At 66.8% G+C, this 16,680-nt stretch carries 19 protein-coding genes and 1 tRNA gene; 5 read left to right on the top strand and 15 right to left on the bottom strand.

Annotated elements, in window-relative coordinates; all coding sequences use genetic code 11:
- Positions 1-8: 8 nt before the first annotated feature.
- The 4 genes from ACTIFV_RS10015 to ACTIFV_RS10000 all read left to right on the top strand — a co-directional run bounded on the left by ACTIFV_RS10015 (position 9) and on the right by ACTIFV_RS10000 (position 3,914).
- Positions 9-437, top strand: coding sequence for a single-stranded DNA-binding protein (locus ACTIFV_RS10015; RefSeq protein ID WP_439592636.1), 429 nt, complete (start codon positions 9-11; stop codon positions 435-437).
- 8 nt (positions 438-445) lie between these two features.
- The gene (locus ACTIFV_RS10010; RefSeq protein WP_439592635.1) at positions 446-1,021 is read left to right on the top strand and encodes a hypothetical protein; all 576 of its coding nucleotides are present in this window, start codon (positions 446-448) and stop codon (positions 1,019-1,021) included.
- A gap of 266 nt (positions 1,022-1,287) precedes the next feature.
- Complete coding sequence (locus tag ACTIFV_RS10005) at positions 1,288-2,247, top strand: hypothetical protein (RefSeq protein WP_439592634.1); 960 nt, start codon at positions 1,288-1,290, stop codon at positions 2,245-2,247.
- A gap of 191 nt (positions 2,248-2,438) precedes the next feature.
- Positions 2,439-3,914 (top strand): hypothetical protein, encoded by a 1,476-nt coding sequence (locus ACTIFV_RS10000; protein ID WP_439592633.1) that lies wholly within the window; start codon positions 2,439-2,441, stop codon positions 3,912-3,914.
- On the opposite strand, the gene ACTIFV_RS09995 is transcribed toward ACTIFV_RS10000, so the two are convergent.
- From ACTIFV_RS09995 to ACTIFV_RS09975, 5 genes are all read right to left on the bottom strand, one after another.
- Positions 3,875-4,966: a hypothetical protein gene (locus ACTIFV_RS09995; RefSeq protein WP_439592632.1), complete on the bottom strand. Its 1,092-nt coding sequence runs from the start codon at positions 4,964-4,966 to the stop codon at positions 3,875-3,877. The two genes, ACTIFV_RS10000 and ACTIFV_RS09995, sit on opposite strands and share 40 nt — an antisense overlap.
- 439 nt (positions 4,967-5,405) lie before the next feature.
- On the bottom strand, positions 5,406-6,068 hold the full coding sequence (locus tag ACTIFV_RS09990; RefSeq protein ID WP_439592631.1) for a hypothetical protein: 663 nt from the start codon (positions 6,066-6,068) through the stop codon (positions 5,406-5,408).
- A 16-nt stretch (positions 6,069-6,084) separates the two neighbouring features.
- A complete protein-coding gene (locus ACTIFV_RS09985; protein ID WP_439592630.1) occupies positions 6,085-6,969 on the bottom strand; it encodes a nuclease-related domain-containing protein in 885 nt (294 codons plus the stop codon).
- Positions 6,970-7,125: 156 nt separating this feature from the next.
- Entirely contained in the window at positions 7,126-8,094 is a 969-nt protein-coding gene (locus ACTIFV_RS09980; protein WP_439592629.1) for a hypothetical protein, read from the bottom strand.
- Positions 8,087-8,362, bottom strand: coding sequence for a hypothetical protein (locus ACTIFV_RS09975; protein ID WP_439592628.1), 276 nt, complete (start codon positions 8,360-8,362; stop codon positions 8,087-8,089). Before ACTIFV_RS09975 ends, ACTIFV_RS09980 begins: the two co-directional genes overlap by 8 nt.
- 94 nt (positions 8,363-8,456) lie before the next feature.
- Between ACTIFV_RS09975 and ACTIFV_RS09970 the strand changes: the two genes are divergently transcribed.
- Complete coding sequence (locus ACTIFV_RS09970) at positions 8,457-8,747, top strand: hypothetical protein (RefSeq protein WP_439592627.1); 291 nt, start codon at positions 8,457-8,459, stop codon at positions 8,745-8,747.
- Positions 8,748-8,750: 3 nt separating this feature from the next.
- On the opposite strand, the gene ACTIFV_RS09965 is transcribed toward ACTIFV_RS09970, so the two are convergent.
- The 10 genes from ACTIFV_RS09965 to obgE form a co-directional block, all read right to left on the bottom strand.
- Positions 8,751-10,076, bottom strand: coding sequence for a site-specific integrase (locus ACTIFV_RS09965; RefSeq protein ID WP_439592626.1), 1,326 nt, complete (start codon positions 10,074-10,076; stop codon positions 8,751-8,753).
- The gene (locus ACTIFV_RS09960; protein ID WP_439592625.1) at positions 10,019-10,252 is read right to left on the bottom strand and encodes a helix-turn-helix transcriptional regulator; all 234 of its coding nucleotides are present in this window, start codon (positions 10,250-10,252) and stop codon (positions 10,019-10,021) included. Before ACTIFV_RS09960 ends, ACTIFV_RS09965 begins: the two co-directional genes overlap by 58 nt.
- 157 nt (positions 10,253-10,409) lie before the next feature.
- Positions 10,410-10,485 (bottom strand) — tRNA-Ala (locus ACTIFV_RS09955).
- 70 nt (positions 10,486-10,555) lie between these two features.
- Positions 10,556-10,933: a ribosome silencing factor gene (gene rsfS, locus ACTIFV_RS09950; RefSeq protein WP_439592624.1), complete on the bottom strand. Its 378-nt coding sequence runs from the start codon at positions 10,931-10,933 to the stop codon at positions 10,556-10,558.
- Positions 10,933-12,096, bottom strand: a complete 1,164-nt coding sequence (locus ACTIFV_RS09945) for a hypothetical protein (protein ID WP_439592623.1) — start codon at positions 12,094-12,096, stop codon at positions 10,933-10,935. The genes rsfS and ACTIFV_RS09945 overlap by 1 nt, the downstream gene beginning before the upstream one ends.
- On the bottom strand, positions 12,093-12,689 hold the full coding sequence (nadD, locus tag ACTIFV_RS09940; protein ID WP_248149525.1) for a nicotinate-nucleotide adenylyltransferase: 597 nt from the start codon (positions 12,687-12,689) through the stop codon (positions 12,093-12,095). The genes ACTIFV_RS09945 and nadD overlap by 4 nt, the downstream gene beginning before the upstream one ends.
- Positions 12,690-12,701: 12 nt before the next feature.
- Positions 12,702-12,926, bottom strand: coding sequence for a hypothetical protein (locus ACTIFV_RS09935; protein ID WP_439592622.1), 225 nt, complete (start codon positions 12,924-12,926; stop codon positions 12,702-12,704).
- Positions 12,927-12,992: 66 nt separating this feature from the next.
- Positions 12,993-14,255: a glutamate-5-semialdehyde dehydrogenase gene (locus ACTIFV_RS09930; RefSeq protein WP_439592621.1), complete on the bottom strand. Its 1,263-nt coding sequence runs from the start codon at positions 14,253-14,255 to the stop codon at positions 12,993-12,995.
- Complete coding sequence (gene proB / locus ACTIFV_RS09925; RefSeq protein WP_439592620.1) at positions 14,252-15,109, bottom strand: glutamate 5-kinase; 858 nt, start codon at positions 15,107-15,109, stop codon at positions 14,252-14,254. Before proB ends, ACTIFV_RS09930 begins: the two co-directional genes overlap by 4 nt.
- Positions 15,106-16,617 (bottom strand): GTPase ObgE, encoded by a 1,512-nt coding sequence (obgE, locus tag ACTIFV_RS09920; RefSeq protein WP_439592619.1) that lies wholly within the window; start codon positions 16,615-16,617, stop codon positions 15,106-15,108. Before obgE ends, proB begins: the two co-directional genes overlap by 4 nt.
- Between the last annotated feature and the right edge of the window lie 63 nt (positions 16,618-16,680).

The raw sequence follows: 16,680 nt of genomic DNA, 5'->3' as shown, positions 1-16,680 counted from the left end.
AGCATCCGATGACTATCCACACCCAGCAGTCTCTCTCCGGGTTCATCGCGTCCCAGCCTCAACTCGCATTCAACGCGAAAGGCGAAGCGCGCTTCTGGGTGCGCATCGGGCAGGAGCACTTCGAACGCAATGAAGACGGCACCTTCACTCAGACTGAGACCACGTATCACGACCTCGTCATGTTCCGGCGCAACGCGGAGCGGGCCTACGCGATGTTCAACAAGGGCGACGTATTCATCGCCGAGGGCTACACGCATACCTCGACGCGGGAAAACGACGGCGAAACAGTCGAGACCGAGGAATTTGTCGCGAAGCGTCTCGGCCACGACTCCGCGCGCACGAACTACACCCTGCAACGCCGACGCAACGGGCTTCCGCCGGTGGCGGCATCCGCCCCGTCCGCTGCAAAGCCCGCCGTCAGGCCCGTGGCCCTCTGAGGCACCCGATGACTGCCGACCAGCCCCTGCAATTCCCCGGGTACGAGTTCGAGCCACCGACGCCGGACGGCCCTGAAGGTGCGGCCGATCGCCTGCCGAGCGTGCCCCGCCCGGTGAACTGGAACGTGCTCACCTCGGATCGAGCGGCATTCGAGTGGGTCGAGCTCGACAGGTGGGTGACCTGGCTACGACGCACCTACGGACTCGGACCGTCGATCATCCCGCCGCTGTGGCATCGACACTCCGAACTCGTCTGGGAACTCTCCGCCCTGCACCTGCACTGGCTCTGCGCCTACGACGAGGAGCAGCATGGCTCCGCTCCCCTCGGCTGGCACCAGGACTTCGCCGAGGCGCGCGAGCGACTGCACGACTGGGTCGCCGCCTGCGGCTCACGTCTCGACCGCGACAGGGCGACACGTCAGACCGCGTGGCCAGGGGAAGATCCCGCCCCGGCAGTCGAGGACGTCACGATTGAGGACCGTGGAGCCGACTTCCGCAGATTCGTCGTCGAGGACGTGGCGCGGCGTCGCGCCGTCGAGGACGCATTCATGGCGGAAGCCGCCGACTCGAATCATCACCCATGAACGCGTTCGGGTGAGGTTTGCGAGCGCTGCCCGTGCGACCGAGGATCACCGCGCATGTCGGCGTGCTGGGCATGCGATCGAGGTTGGAATCGCTGGTCGAGACCTTCGTGAACCTCGCAAGCCTGGTCCAACTCATCGTCGGGCTCGCCCGCTGATCGACCCAACCGAACGCTCCTGCGCTCTCGCGAGGCTCCACCTTCGGGCAGCGCCCCGACCCAGTCGCGTTGGCGACGAGCTATGTCGGATCGGGCGGCTACCGTTCGCATATGACCGCAGAGGGTGACTACGCCGGCATTCGCTTGGTGGCCATTGACGATCCGACCGAGCTTGCTGCCGTCGAAGCGCTGCGTGCGCGTCTGGGCAAGGTGCCCGCCGCGGTGGAGCGCTGGAATCGCGTCGCAAAGGTTCGCCCCAAGCCGGGGTCACAGATCGCCCTCGACGACATCGCGAGCGGGTGGCGACAAGTCAGCCACAGCGTTTCCCACCAGCTGAATCACGCCGCTGACACCCTCCACGCGCTCACGGTCCTCATCCCACCCGAGGGGCCGCTACGCCTACCATCCGTAGCCCACTACCCGGTCGCACGGTCCGCTCTTGAGGCAGCCTCGCTCGCGCTCTGGATCGTCGCCCCAGACGACCCCCGAGAGCGCATAGAGCGCCACCTGCGGAACGCCTGGCGCGAACTCTGCGCCGACGCAGAGATGCGCGCAGTCATGATCAAGGGCATCGAGGACGACCCGACTCTTGGCCTCACGTCGATGCTGGACCGTAGTCGGAAGCAGATCAAAGTGTGGAAGAGGAAGCACGTCGTTCAGATCCGCACCACAGCAAAGAGGGTCGGAGTCGACGATCCGACACTCTCCGACAGACGGGTCGGGTTTGCGGAGATCGTTCGGGAATCCACCGCAGCGACAGGCATGCGCGGCATGTTCGGGGAAATCGTCTGGCGCGAGATCAGCGGTCTCAGTCATCCGTCGATGCTGCGATCGATCACGTCGATGGATCGCGAAGAGATCGTCGACCACGGTGACGGCACGCTCGGCGCCATGTTCACAAGTAACGCCGGCAAGGCCAAGTATTCAGTCGAGGCTGCGCACCTCGCGTTCAGGGAAGCCATCGAGATCTTCGGCGATCGCAAAATCCGTCGCGGTGACCCTGCATCGTATGTGCCTCCGAAGGTTCACCCAGTGGACCATGGAGGGACTCAAACCAAGATGACCGCATAGGAATACTGCGACGTTCGCGTCCGAGCTAAGGCGACGCCGCCTACTGGTAGCAGAATCTCAACCGCAGGCGGTGAATACACACCACCCGGTGCGCGGTGACGTCGGAAGCGATCGGTACTGTCGCTGCTATCGGCAAGGGCAGCTCCGCCCCAGCGAACCGGCCCAAACTAATGCCAAGAACGGAGCTCCGCGTGAGCGTCGAACACCTCGACTTCGGGGATAGCCTCGCGGGCCTCCTCGTTGACGGCGTTGAAACTACCCCGTATTTCGGAGCGACGCTTCGCCTCAGTGACACCGGCGTTGAGGTGGAAATTCCCTACCTCCCTGGATCCGCGGTCGATCAGTTCGCGCACGTCGATGAGTGGTTTCGGCGAATGAATCCCCAGGAGAACCTGCTACTCCGTACCCGAGAGGGCAACGTCATGCTCTACGGGTGCCGCTGGGCAGGGCATTCCGAGGCGGCGGGTTCGCGGATTGGTAGTGGACGGATCGCGCCGCAGGAGACGCTGCTCTTCGAACGCGATGGCGCTCTCTCGGATCCGCTGACCATCAAAACATGCCGGACTCGGATGGATGGGCTGAATCGGTGGTCCCGGCTCAGTGCAGTGGAGTCCGAGTCGCGTCGGGACGAGAACGGACGCTCCACCGGCGTCGACATCACGGTGGAGAGTCCCGAGCCTGTCGAGTGGGCTCAAGCGGAGGCCAGGATGCGTATCTGCACGACGTGGACGTCGAGCGAAACCAGCGATGGCTACGAGCGATCCCATGTCGTCGCGAACAACGTCGTGATCGAGTCCGAATGGGCAGAGGCTCGTCCATTTTTTGACCACCTCGTCGAGCAGCGAAAGGTCGCGCACCTTCTGGTCTTCTTGTTCGGGACGGCGCTATCTGTTCGCGAGCACCGGGTGCAGGATGAGTCGATTTCGGCGCGCCTGATGGGTGGCGAGGTTTACGACCATCCTTTCGTCGAGCTGATCAGCGCGCGCACGATCCGCGAGAGAGCGCAACCTATGCCGACCGACAAGAAGCTCGGACGGCCACTCCTGGTGCTCCAAGAGGTTGGCACTGAGGGCCTCGGTCGCTGGGCCGAGGTCTACGACCAGTGGGATCGCTTCATCCTGCCCGCCGTCGCGGTGATCGGACGGCGGCAGCGCTTCACAGAGGACGTCGTCATGTCGACATCCATGGCGCTCGAAGCCGCAGGACAACGCATCGGGCAACGTCCGGGCGAGAACGCGACGTACGATCGCGGACGCGGTCGCCCGACGATGGCCACCTACGTCTACCGCTGTCTCGAACTACTCGGTATCCGGTGGGGTGACTACATCCACAGCCAGGTGGGACTGGCTCGCGCGATCTCGAACAACTACAAACGGGTCAAGCACGCTGACAACGGCGCCTTCCCGGATCATGTTGAGACCTATCTCGTGAGCGTGATCAACGAACTTGTGGTGCGGCTCCTCGCCGCCAACCTGACGGGCTCGGCCGACGAGCTGCTCGGCAGGTATCGGGCGGGCTCTGAGCTGTGGACAGTGCAGCAACAGTTCGAAGCCCACCGTGTGCGTATCGGAGACGATCAAGGAGCGTGGGTGTCCACCGCGGACGCTGAGCACACCGATCAACCAGATCAGGCCGCCGACTCTTCACTCCCGAGCTCCAGCTCGTAGACCGTGCGCAGCAGCGAGCACATCAGCATGATCGAGACGACGCAGTTCCGTTCGCTGACCTGGTCCGGGCCCAGATTGTGCGAAACGACGTGCCGCGTGACGTGCGACGGACGGGGTTTGCCGGACTTCTCGTTCCAGTCGTCGTAGAACCGCACGAGCGGCGCCCGGGTCGCCTGCTCCATGAGTCGTGCTGGTCCGTCGGTCGGCCTCAGCGCGTGATGGCGCGGGGCCTTCTGATGATCAGAAGGCCAGCGCAGCGCTTCGACAATGCCATGTATGACCGCGACCGCGCTTATCGCAGCGATCTCCCAATGACCCTCCCTGAACCCGGCCAGCACCTTCTGGGCGATGGGTAGTGTCGGTGCGTCCGCGCCCTCTTCTACGCGGGAGAGCACCGCCTCGCAGTCATCGATAATCTCATTTCGACGCTCGATCAGAATCAGCGAACGCTCGTCTGCCGACGGCGCATTGAGGAGCGCCTCAAGAATCGCAGCCCTCGGTACCCACGCGACCGGGATTCCCTCGCCATCGACGATATCGATAACACCGTTGATCCGATCTTCGATGGCGTCGGTCCAATTGGCGGGCCGGTGAATGTGGCGGAGCCACTCCTGCCACTTGTCGGTTTGCAACGAGCCGATCAGGGCTTGGATCCCGCTCAGATCCGGCATCGGGATCGCTGCAGTCAAGGTGGCCGCAAGTTCCGAGTAAGAGGCTGAATGCGCTGCAGTGACCGACGCGGACAGGGACTGCATGGCTGACTGGAGTCCGGGAATCTGGGGCATCGTGAAACGCGGTAGCGTCGCAGCTGCCACAGCCGCCGACAACGCGGCGACGTGCGCCTGGGCGATGATCGGTGAGACGTTTATCGCGGCCAGTTGCGTGATCCAGGCAGCGTTCTGCAGGCGCGCGGTCTCTGAAATCGCGTTCAGCATCGGCTCAAGCGCCTTCTGGTTGAGTGCTGCCGTTTGCTGTAGCGCAGCGTAAGTGGCGGCGAGGTCACGCCCTGAACGCTGGTCATCCGAGTCTTCTTCGATCAAGATCGTGCTCATTTACCGAGTCCTTCTGGTCTGCGTCACCTCTCATTGGATCAGATGCAACCGACATCGCACAGGCAACAACTACGGCACTCAGATCAGTCGAGACCTTCGCGTGAAGCGGACCGCGGCTTTGTGGTGGCGCCTAGCGCATCCTGGTAACGCGAGCCTGCCGAGCTGGTAGGGGTAGGGCATCGCCGATCTGCTCCCCGAGCGGCTCATTCGGGTGCTCGCGGTCGAAGACCTCCACTCGCCGGGAACGGTTCGATTCAAGAGGCATGCACACATCGGGTCAGAACGCGGTCAGCAGCTGCGTGGCGGCGTTGCTCAGATTTCCAGCGATCGCAAACGTCTGCTCGAGCGCCCGTAGTGGTCCCCGATTCGCTCATTGCTCGGATAGGGATCGGCGGGCGACACAGCGTCCCCTAACCTGGCCTCGCCTCAGCAGCTCGTTCTAGACCGCATGACCGCGGTCGTCGACGGGCTCGACGTCGACGTCCCAATACGCAACGAATCGCGGCTGGCGCCGCCTCCTTGATTGCGCAGTGAAGCGGTCAGCACGTTCATGATCCAGGTCGGGGACGGGCCAGCCGGCAATCGTGGCAACGCTTGCGTGCCGGTACTCAGCGGTGAGTCGCTCGGCAAGTGGCTGGATCAACTCGGCCACGAGGGCGCTCATCCGGTCGACAGCGTCGGCGATGCGGCGAGCCGTGGTCTGCGGAAGATTGTGGCGGATGGTGATCGGCAGCACGTGGCGGACGGTGCCTTCCGGCGTGAGTGTGGCCAGTGGCAGCGACATCGACAGTTCCGATTGCGAATGCGCGATGGTCGTGTTCCGGTAGCCGCGAATCATGTCGTGCGTTTCAACCAGATCGTCAGGGACTGGAACGTGCGCGAGGAGGCCGGACCGGACGTTGGAGTGCGCGAACGCGCGCATGTAGGCAACCACGGCGTAGCTTGTCAGCGGCTGCCAGAGCGGCGATTCGTGTCCTGCTTCCAATGCCTGCTCGATCGCATCACTCGCCTCGGACAAGTCGTCCGAGTAGGAACTCAACTCGGCGAGCAGCCGCGAGTCGGGAGTTTCGGGAAGCATCGCGACGGTCGGGCTCAGCGGCATGAGTCCATCATGCGACCTATCCGCCAAGGAGCGTTGCGTATGCGTTGATGGCGAGAGTCGCGGCCACCACCATGCCGCCAAGCAGACCGGCTGTTCCCCAGAGAATACGCACGCGCCGCGCGGCGCCTACTTCGCGGCGAAGAGCGACGAACGCCGGGAGGTCTAGTTCCGAAGAGGCGCCGGATGTCGTAGCCCACGTCTCCGGGCGCGTCAGCATCTCAGCGAGGCGGTCGCGCGAATCAGCCGTGAGCGTGACTGCGCGGCGGGTGAGCCAGCGGACCAGCTTGGTGTCTCGGAGCACAGTCACGTCCACGGGTCGCTCACGGATAGTGACGCTGCGCGCTCCGACGAGAACGATCGCCGGGTAGACGTCGATCGGCTCCCCCGCGACCGCCATCAGCTTCCTGGCGATCCGCTGCGCCTCGTAGCGGGAGTTGCGGAGGTGGTCGGTCTTCTGGCCGTTGACCAAAAGACGCTTGCTTCCGACCCAGATCCGGGCGTCGTCGTGGAACTTCGTGTTGATCGTGAACACTCCGGCAGGACCGACAACGACGTGGTCGATGTCACTCCCCCGATCGCCGATCGGGACGGAATGCAGCACCGTCCAGTCGGGTCCGAGCTTCGCCAAGCGCTTCGCGACCTCGAGTTCACCGAGTGCGCCGAGATACCAGGGCCGCGAGTCGACCGACAGCGGGGACCGACCGAACACGCGCGACACCTGGGATCGGGCAGGGACACCAGCCTGAGCGCTCAGGCACGCCGAGATCACTGCCGCGGCGGGGACCGAGCCGACCGCATCCGCAGGTGCAGCCGCCGTCATCGGCGGCGACGCCTTCGGGTCGGTGTCAGTTGTAACCAAAGTGCGCCGACGATAATCGCCACGAACAAGATCACCGTCCACGGGTTCGCCGTGATCCCCGCCCACAGCATTCCGAGCCCTCCGGCAATGCCGTCCCAAACGACTTCCCCATAGTCGACCATTCGCTCAGCCTAGACGTGCGCAGCGACGCGACTGCGAAGCGCTCGGCTCTCCCCAGCATGCCCGAACGCGGATCGATCAAAGCGTGATGTCGGGTCGCCGCTTAGTGAGATCGGTCGTGAGCCAGCGAAAAATGGTTATCGATGATGTGGGCGATGCGACATGGGCACGGAGGTAGCCCCGGCTCGCGAACTCCAGCGCATGACGGCGTGGTTCCGTGTAAACATCGAGGGGCAGCATCCCGCCCCGGAAACGCGCGCGGGATACCTCCGCGACCCGCGCGCGCAACTCGACCTCATGATCGGTGAAGTACTCCTCGGCGATCGCAAGAATCTCGCGCGCCACACGCCGGTTCTCGGAACGCTCCCGCCACGCGCGCACCAAGTGCGGAGGAGTCGGCTCGTCCTGGTCTCTGATTCGGGCGATGTCCTCACCGCTCCGCTTTTGCGTGAAGAAGGCGTCGGCAGCGGCATCGTTGTGACGTCGCTCCGGCGCTAGCACCCGGTGAAGCCGACGCTCGGGCAACCCGGCGCGCGCGCGGCGACGCTGCAGGCGCCTTGCTTCGTTCTCCAGCGCACGATGGGTCGCGCGTTGGTCAGGAGTGGGCGACCATGCCGGGTTGCGGCCGGCAGCCCGGGCACGGTCGACCGCGCGGCGTCGAGCCTCGTTCGCCTTCTCCGGGTCTGCGGCCTCACGCGCCCGCCGGCGCTCGGCGATCGCGTCGCGATTGCGGTAGTAGTAGTCGCGCTGAGCCTGCTTGTACGCGTCCGGGTGCTTCTGCTTGTAGCGTTCGCGGGCTTGCTGACGCTCCTCCGGGTGCTCCGCAGCCCACGCCCTCGCGCGATCGATCCCCTTCTGGCGGCGCGCCTTCTCCTCCCGCTCGCGCTGAGCACGATCACGCTCCCGCTCGCGGTTCTTCCGGCGGATGTCCTCGCGATTCCGCTCACGGTACTCCGCGTAGTAGGTCGGGTGCGCGTCGTTCCATACCTTCCGCTGTGCGGCCAGGCGCGCTGCCCGCTCGTGGTCGCTCGGCTGCGCGTTACTCATGGTGGTCCACTGCGAGAACGCCGTCGAACTCCACGAGCGCTGTGAACAAGCTCTCGCGCGTTGCGGTGGGGTCGGTGATCGCTCGTGCAAAGAGTGCGCGCATGCGTTCCCGCTCGGCGTCGGACACATCGCCGAGCCGCGCGAGACACCAATCGATGTCGTCGGCGAGGCTGTAGCTCGGATCATCCACCTCGATGCCGGGGTAGTACAGGAACGCGAGCACAGCTACGTGCTCCAGGACAGCGTCAGCGCGCTCACGATCGCTCATGGCAGGAAGGTGCGCACCCAGCGCCCACGATTCGCGCGGCGACGTCTGCTGGTCGGTCTACGCTCGTGCATGTTCGGCCAGAGGAGGAAGCCTTATGGCCGAACCGCGCCGGTGGCACCCGCTCCTCGCAGCGCAGGAAGGTCCGACGGGCACGTGGACCTTGGTGGACGCGTTCGACCGCGTGTACGGCACCATCGAGATCCGCCGGGTGAACGCCACCGAAGTTCGCTACCGTGCCAGCTTCCGGGGCGAGGTCATCGGCTGGTCAACAACCCTCCGTCTCGCCTGCGAGCGGGTCCACAACGAGTTCCTGCGGAACCACGGCCCGAACGGCGGACCGATCGCGAGTTGGGGCACGAACGTTCGAGGTCAACCGATCGAGTAGGTACTACGCCGCTTCGATGTCTTCGTCGTCGAGGAAGTCGAGCGTCGGATCATCGACCGCTCCGTCGTCGGTCGAGAGCAGCGAGGTATCGGGGTTCACGCGGCGTAGTGTCCGGTCGAGCATTCCTGCCGGCCCCCGATCCACGGTGCGGTCGGGCTCGATGTAATGGCCCTCCGTGATCGCGGTCGATCCGTGGCCGAGGAAGGTGGCGGCAGCGTCGGCGCTCGCCCCGCGCGCGATGACCGTTGCGCCGGTCCGTCGGTACCAGCGAAGTGTGATCCCCTCCCCCGCGAGATCTGCCAGCTCGAGGAACGCTCTGAAGGTACGTCGCACATTGAACGGGCTCAGTGGCCTGCCCGCGCGATTGGCAAAGATGGTCCGTTCCGGGTCGGTACTCAGGATGCCGGCGAGCCGTGCTCGAACGACGTCCGCAGCGAAGTCGGGCACCGCGATTCGGCGGATAGAGTGCTCGGTCTTCGGGTGGTCTTGACGCACGGCACCGCTGCCGGTGCGCAACACGACCGTCCCCGTCACCGAGATCGTCATCCCGCTGGGACCGTCCTCGACGTCGCACACGCGGAGTGCGAGGCACTCGCCGATGCGCAGCGCCGTGCCGAGGAGCACCTCGGTGATGTCGCGCACCTGCCCGTCGGGCTTCGGCCCCTTGATGTCGGGTCCGGTCCGCCAGCGACCCGCGGCATCGCGGATCGCGTTGATCTGCGCGATGGTCAACGCCTGGCGCTCGCCCTTCGGCCGGCGCAATGGACTCGTTCCCTGCACCGGATTCCGCGGGATCGCGTCGTGCCGGAGAGCAAATCCGAAGAGCTGATTGAGAACCGTCCGCGAGTGGTGTGCGCGTGAGGGCGACACCGCATTCTCAGAGCGCAGGAACCATTCCACGCGGCCCGTGGTGATCTCACCGAGCGAGAAGTGTTCGAACTGCGGCCGCACGCGGAGGCGGAGATCATCGCGGTAGTTCTTCTTCGTCCCATCCGACAGCTCCCGCATCTCGAGATCCTCGAGCCACAGATCGGCGAGGTCACGGAAGGAGCTGCTGAGATCGAGCAGACCTCCCGCCCCGAAGCCCGGTCTGTCCAGCAGGCGCTCCCTCAAACGGGCTCGAGCGGCCGACTCCGTGCGGGCCGCGCCCGTCACTCTGCGCAGACGCCCGTCAGCGTCGCGAATGCGCGCCAACGCTACGTACGACGCGCCCCGCCTGGTCACGCTGATGGTTCCGTACGAACCGATCAGGGTGCGCGGCCGCCCCCCGTTCACCACACTCCCCCGGGGTGTCGCTGCTCGTCGGCCAGCTCCATGCGGTGAACCCATGCGTCGATCTCGCTCTTGCGAAACCTCAGCTGCGTGCCGACGCGGAATCCACGGGGGCCACGGCCCTTGCTCCGCAGGTCATAGATCGTCTGGACGGAAACCTTCAGCTCGGCGGCAAGCTCGGCCAACGAGACGTAGTTCCCGTGTCCCGACTCGGAGGTGCCAACAGCGTCCATATAGCGAAGGTGCGCGGGCCTTGCCGCGCACCTTCCAGATACTTCGAGAAGGTCCGAGAGCGAACTGCGGCGACCCGGCGAAGTGTCCAGTAAACGACTACCAAACATTCAAGCTCCCTGATCAGGGAGTGAAGATTCAGTGCTTTACCGGGAGTTTTGGTGGACCTGAGGGGACTCGAACCCCTGACCCCCTGCATGCCATGCAGGTGCGCTACCAGCTGCGCCACAGGCCCGGATGCTCCCTCGATCGCTCGAGGCAACTCGACAAGCTTACTATACGGCTCGCGATGCCTCGAACACGGGTCACTCCGCGGCGGTGTGCTCCGGGAGCTCGATCGGCACGATCGGGCAGTCCTTCCAGAGCCGCTCGAGGCCGTAATAGGTGCGCTCCTCCTCGTGGAACACGTGCACGACCAGATCACCGAAGTCCAGCAGAACCCACCGCGCTTCGGCACGGCCCTCGCGGCGCACGCGCTTGTGGCCCGACTCGAGCAGACGGTCCTCGATCTCGTCGGCGATGGCGGCGACGTTGCGCTCGCTGCGACCGGTGACGAGCAGGAACACGTCGACGAGCGGAAGCGGCTCCGACACGTCGAGGGCGACGAGGTCCTCGCCGCCCTTCGAGTCCCCTGCGGCCGCGGCGATCGCGACCATGTCGTGCGACTGCGCGCCGGCGACCATCAGAACATCCCGTTGACGAAGGCGAGGATGAGCACGCCCACGAGGGCGAGCGCGAGCACGCCGGCCGTGATGGCGAGCCACATCATGAGGCGGCTGCCCTTCTCGGGCGCCGGCGGCTTGATGACGTCGCCGTTGGTCTTCACCGTGCTGATGGCCGCGCTCGCAGCGATCGGCGTGGGCGACGAGTGAGCGGGCAGCTCGCCGTCGACGAGCACGGCATCGGCCTCGTGTCCGTCCGCCGCTCCAGGAGCATGGCCCAGCGAGCCGAGCCCCTCCGGCAGATTGAAGGTCCCCGTCACGAGCACCTCGCCCGTCGCGGTGACGGGAGCGATGATCGGCGACTCGCCGGTGGGCGATGACAGGATGAGCGCGCTCGACGTGCCCACCGAGCCGGTCGAGCCCCGGGCCAGCAGATCGTCGAACGAGGGCGGCAGGTCGACCTGCGTCGCGTCGTCGGAGAAGAGCGCCGAGCCGAACGCGGGGTTCACGACGGGTCGTTCCGCAGGCTCCTGCTCGACCTCGGCGTCATCGGACTTCGCGAAGAGGTCGGCTGCGGCATCCGCATCCTCCTCATCCTCGGCGTCGTCGACGGGCTCGAACGAGGGCTCGTCGACGACGACCACCTCGACCTCGGAGTACGGGTCCTCGTCGGGCTCGTCGTCGGAGAAGAGCCCACGCAGCGCGCTCGTCGACGTGTCGTCGCCCTCGCCGGGCTCGACAACCGCGGGCTCGGTCGGGGTCTCGATCACCTGATCGGTCTCGGTCTCGACGGCCTGATCTGTCTCGGGCTCGACGGCCTGATCCGGCGCGGCGACGGACGGCGCGGTGTGGGCCGCGATGACGTCTGGCGTGATGACGGGAACCGAGGCCGTGCGGATCCGCTCCTGCTGGCGCGCCTGGCGGCGCGTGAGGGGACTCACGCCGAGGTCGACCGCCAGGTCGGGCACGGGCGGCTCGGCGATGACCGCCGGCGCCGCGGCACGCGGCAGCGGCGGCGCGGAGGCAGCGGGCGGCGGCGCGAACGGCGACTCGGGCTCAGGAGCCGGTTCGGCGGGCCCATCGGCGTCGGTCGGAGTGACGACGGGGGTCGCTCCGGTGTTTCGGATGTCGCGCAGCTGCTTGCGCGTGAGCGGAGGTGTATCCGGCTGCTCGGGTTCAGTCATTCCTTGCTCCGGTAGAGGTGGTGCTTCGCAATGTATTGGACAACCCCGTCGGGAACGAGGTACCACACGGGGTTTCCGTGACGTACACGATCACGGCAGTCGGTCGACGAGATCGCGAGGGCGGGGATCTCGAGCTGACTCACGTCGTCCGTCGGCAGTCCGTCCGTGCTGAGCACGTGACCCGGACGCGAGACGGCGACGAAGTGGGCGAGGTCCCACATCTCATCATGGTCCCTCCAACTGAGAATCTGCGCTATGGCGTCCGCACCCGTGATGAAGAAGAGGTCGGCGTCGGGATGGATGACCCGCAGATCCCGGAGAGTGTCGACGGTGTAGGTGGGGCCGTCGCGGTCGATGTCGACGCGACTCACGGTGAAACGGGGATTGGATGCCGTCGCGATGACGGTCATGAGATACCGGTGCTCGCTGGCCGTGACCTTCGCCTTCTGGTACGGCTCGCCGGTAGGTACGAACACCACCTCGTCGAGATCGAAGGACTGCGCGACTTCGCTCGCCGCCACCAGGTGCCCGTGGTGGATGGGGTCGAAAGTGCCGCCCATCACCCCGATTCTCGGGCGGCGCTCGACCGACATGCAGACGCGGCCTTAGTGGCCGTGTCCTGACTGCTGGATGTCGTTCGCGTGCGCCTTCGCGTACGCCTCGGCCTTCGCCGAGTGGCGGTTGGCGACATTGCGGTACGAGAGCGTGACCAGCGCGAGCAGACCGAACGAGATGATCGCCACGAGGCCGTACCAGAACGTCTCGAGCGGCACGTTGCCGTGGTGCTCGGTCTCTTCGGCCGCGAAGGCGATCAGCGTGGCGAGGGTCATTCCAGCTCCGTTCGGATTGCTGCGGAAAGCGGCAGTGGACAGTCTAGCGCGAGGGACGTCGCCGACTCAGGCGCGCACCTGTCCCGCTCCGCGGGCGAGCCACTTGGTGCTCGTCAGTTCGCTGAGACCCATCGGGCCGCGGGCGTGCAGCTTCTGTGTCGAGATTCCCACTTCCGCGCCGAAGCCGAACTCGCCGCCGTCGGTGAATCGCGTCGAGGCGTTCGCCATCACGACGGCCGAATCGACCTCGGCGAGGAATCGCTCGGCGCTCGCGGCATCCTCCGTCACGATGGACTCCGTGTGGTGCGTCGAGTAGCGCCGGATGTGCTCGAGGGCCTCGTCGAGATCGTCGACGACACGCATCGCGATCTCGAGTCCGAGGTACTCAGTCGACCAGTCCTCGTCGGTCGCCGCTACGACGCCGCCGCCGGCGATCGACGAGATCTCTGGGTCGCCGTGCACCACGACGCCGTTCTCCTGCAGTGCGGCGACGACGGGACCGACGACACGGGCCGCGGCATCCCGATGCACCAGCACCGTCTCCACCGAGTTGCACACGCTGGGCCGCTGCACCTTGGCGTTCACGACGATGTCGCGCGCCCAGTCGAGCGGTGCCGTCGCATCGAGCACGATGTGCACGACTCCGGCGCCGGTCTCTATGACAGGGACGGATGACTCGGTCACGACCGTCTCGATGAGCTGCGCACTGCCGCGCGGGACGAGCACGTCGACGATGCCGCGCGCCTGCATGAGGTCCTTCGCCCCTTCGCGGCCGAACTCGTCGACCGTCTGGATCGCCTCGGGATCCAGTCCCTGCGCGACGAGGGCCCCGCGCATCGCACGCACGAGAGCGCCGTTGGTCTGCTCTGCGGCGGTGCCGCCGCGGAGCACCACCGCGTTCCCCGAGCGCAGGGCGAGGGCAGCGATGTCGACGGTGACGTTCGGTCGTGCTTCGTAGATGGAGCCGACGACGCCGAACGGCACCGAGACCTTCGTCACCTCGACGCCGCTGGACAGCGTGCGGGAATCGAGCACCCGCCCGACCGGGTCGGGCAGATCCGCGATGTCGCGGACCGCGGCGGCCAGAGCCGCGATGCGCGGAGCGTCGAGACGCAGGCGATCCAGCAGGCCGGCGGCCATGCCGGAGGCGCGGCCCCGAGCCAGGTCGTCGGCATTCGCAGCCTCGATCCCACTCGCCTCGGCGTCGATCGCATCGGCGATGGCGAGCAGGGCGTCGCGCTTGCGGGCATCGCTCAGCAGGCCGATCGAGCGCGCGGCATCCTTCGCGAGCAGCATGCGCTCGCGCGCGGTCGTCGCAGTCGTCGTCACGCGCCCAGCCTATCGGCGGCGACCGCTTCGCCGGCCGTGCGCACGGGGCCTGTGACGGGAGCGGCCGCGGGCTCGGGATTCGGGGCGAACCAGGTGCCGATGTCGTGGCCCGTCAGCGCTGCGTCCACGAGGTCCGCACTCGTCACGAGCACGCCGATGCCCGAGGCCGTCGCCAGGCGCGCGGCCGAGACCTTGGTCGCGGCTCCGCCCGTGCCGACGCTGTTGACGACGACCGAGCCGAACTCGAACGCACCGAGGTCGTCGCCGTACGCGACGTGGCGGATGGGCTGGGCACCCGGCTCCGACGGCGGCTTGGTGTAGAGGGTGTCGATGTCGCTCAGCAGCACGAGAGCGTCGGCGCCGATGAGCTGCGCCACGAGGGCGGCGAGGCGGTCGTTGTCGCCGAAGCGGATCTCGTGCGTCGCGACGGTGTCGTTCTCGTTGACGATCGGAAGGATGCGCAACCCCATCAGGCGCTCCATCGCGCGGCGCGCGTTGGAGCGGTGCGTGCTGTTCTCGAGGTCGCCCGCGGTCAACAGGACCTGGCCTGCGAGGATGCGGAACCGATCGAGCGACGTCTGATACCGCCACATCAGCACGTTCTGCCCGACGGCGGCCGCCGCCTGCTGCGTCGCGAGGTCGTTGGGCCGCCCGCCGAGATCCAGGAACGGGAGGGCGGTCGCGATCGCTCCGGACGACACCAGGACGATCTCGGTGCCGCGCGCGTGCGCCCGTGCGATCGCCTCGACGATCGTGTCGATGCGGTGCGCCGCGTCACCGCTGATCGACGAGGAGCCGACCTTGACCACGACGCGTCGCGCCGTGGGGATCTGAGCGCGATCGAGCGCGCTCACGCGTCGCCCTCGGCCTCGTCCCAGCCCCGCCCGGCGAGGCGCTCCGACTCGAGCTCGGCTCGGGCCTCGGCTTTCGCGTCCATCCGCTCGTGGTAGCGCTCGCGTCGCTCCGAGGTCGTGCGGCGGTTGTCGGTGAACATGCGGGGGTCGTGCCCGCGCGGCGCGGTCATCACCTCGGCGGCCGATGTCATGGAGGGATCCCAGTCGAAGATGATGCCGTCGCCTTCGCCGATGACGACCGTCGCCCCCGGGATGGCTCCCGCGCGGAAGAGCTCCAGATCGACGCCGAGCTTGTCGAGCCGGTCGGCGAGGTATCCCACCGCCTCTTCGTTCTGGAAGTCGGTCTGCTGCACCCAGCGCTCGGGCTTCACACCGAGGATGCGGTAGAACGTGCCGTAGGAGCCGCCTTCGACCCGCACGGTGAACTCCTTCTCGGAGCCCCGAGGGCGGATGACGATGCGCTCCGGAGCGGGCGCGCTCGCCTGCTCGAGCCGGTGCTTCGCGACGATGTCGCCGAGCGCGAAGTTGAGCTGGCGAAGACCCTCGTGACTCACCGTGGAGATCTCGAAGACGCGGAACCCCCGGGCTTCCAGCTCCGGACGCACGAGGTCCGCGAGATCCTTCGCCTCGGGGACGTCGACCTTGTTCAGCGCGATGATCTGCGGGCGCTCCAGGAGCGGCAGCTGTCCCTCCGGCACCGGATAGGCGCCGAGCTCGCCGAGGATGACGTCGAGATCGGAGATCGGGTCGCGACCCGGATCGAGCGTGGCACAGTCGAGCACGTGCACGAGCGCGGTGCACCGCTCGACGTGACGGAGGAACTCGAGACCGAGCCCCTTCCCTTCGCTCGCGCCTTCGATGAGTCCGGGGACGTCGGCGACCGTGTAGCGCACGTCGCCCGCCTGGACGACGCCGAGATTCGGGTGGAGGGTCGTGAACGGATAGTCGGCGATCTTCGGCCGCGCAGCCGACATCGCGGCGATGAGGCTCGACTTGCCGGCCGAGGGGAACCCGACCAATGCGACATCGGCGACGGTCTTGAGCTCGAGGACGACGTCGCCCTCCCAGCCGGGCGTGCCCAGGAGCGCGAACCCGGGAGCCTTCCGCTTGGGGTTCGCGAGGACCGCGTTGCCGAGCCCGCCGATCCCACCGGGGGCGGCGACGAAGCGCATGCCCGGTTCGATCATGTCGACGAGGACCGTGCCGTCGGGGTCCTTCACGACGGTGCCCACCGGGACCGGCAGCTCGAGCGACTCGCCGTGCGCGCCGGACCGGTGATCGCCCATGCCGAAGCCGCCGTTGCCCGCCGACCGGTGAGGCCCGTGGTGGTACGACAGGAGCGTCGTCACCTGCGGGTCGGCGACCAGCACGACGTCGCCGCCGTGACCGCCGGTGCCGCCGTCAGGGCCGGCGAGGGGCTTGAACTTCTCGCGCTTGACCGAGACGCAGCCGTTGCCGCCCTTACCGGCGCGCAGATGCAGCGTCACCTCATCGACGAACGTGACCACGGGTGTCCTCCTGAAACAATGCAGCGAAGGGGGCGAGCATCAGCCCGCCCCCTTCGCGAAAGA

Origin of the sequence: Microbacterium sp., assembly GCF_051860965.1 — a bacterium.
Taxonomy (GTDB): Bacteria; Actinomycetota; Actinomycetes; order Actinomycetales; family Microbacteriaceae; genus Microbacterium.
This window is presented reverse-complemented; position numbering and strand designations above follow the sequence as displayed.

What these genes read in the sequence shown, in the direction of transcription:
- ACTIFV_RS09945 (WP_439592623.1), bottom strand. Translation starts at nt 12,096, where the DNA reads ATGACTGAACCCGAGCAGCCGGATACACCTCCGCTCACGCGCAAGCAG.
- ACTIFV_RS09960 (WP_439592625.1), bottom strand. Translation starts at nt 10,252, where the DNA reads ATGGACGCTGTTGGCACCTCCGAGTCGGGACACGGGAACTACGTCTCG.
- rsfS (WP_439592624.1), bottom strand. Translation starts at nt 10,933, where the DNA reads ATGGTCGCCGGCGCGCAGTCGCACGACATGGTCGCGATCGCCGCGGCC.
- ACTIFV_RS09935 (WP_439592622.1), bottom strand. Translation starts at nt 12,926, where the DNA reads ATGACCCTCGCCACGCTGATCGCCTTCGCGGCCGAAGAGACCGAGCAC.
- ACTIFV_RS09995 (WP_439592632.1), bottom strand. Translation starts at nt 4,966, where the DNA reads ATGAGCACGATCTTGATCGAAGAAGACTCGGATGACCAGCGTTCAGGG.
- ACTIFV_RS10015 (WP_439592636.1), top strand. Translation starts at nt 9, where the DNA reads ATGACTATCCACACCCAGCAGTCTCTCTCCGGGTTCATCGCGTCCCAG.
- ACTIFV_RS09965 (WP_439592626.1), bottom strand. Translation starts at nt 10,076, where the DNA reads ATGGGTTCACCGCATGGAGCTGGCCGACGAGCAGCGACACCCCGGGGG.
- ACTIFV_RS09990 (WP_439592631.1), bottom strand. Translation starts at nt 6,068, where the DNA reads ATGCCGCTGAGCCCGACCGTCGCGATGCTTCCCGAAACTCCCGACTCG.
- nadD (WP_248149525.1), bottom strand. Translation starts at nt 12,689, where the DNA reads ATGTCGGTCGAGCGCCGCCCGAGAATCGGGGTGATGGGCGGCACTTTC.
- ACTIFV_RS09980 (WP_439592629.1), bottom strand. Translation starts at nt 8,094, where the DNA reads ATGAGTAACGCGCAGCCGAGCGACCACGAGCGGGCAGCGCGCCTGGCC.
- ACTIFV_RS09970 (WP_439592627.1), top strand. Translation starts at nt 8,457, where the DNA reads ATGGCCGAACCGCGCCGGTGGCACCCGCTCCTCGCAGCGCAGGAAGGT.
- ACTIFV_RS10010 (WP_439592635.1), top strand. Translation starts at nt 446, where the DNA reads ATGACTGCCGACCAGCCCCTGCAATTCCCCGGGTACGAGTTCGAGCCA.
- ACTIFV_RS10005 (WP_439592634.1), top strand. Translation starts at nt 1,288, where the DNA reads ATGACCGCAGAGGGTGACTACGCCGGCATTCGCTTGGTGGCCATTGAC.
- ACTIFV_RS09975 (WP_439592628.1), bottom strand. Translation starts at nt 8,362, where the DNA reads ATGAGCGATCGTGAGCGCGCTGACGCTGTCCTGGAGCACGTAGCTGTG.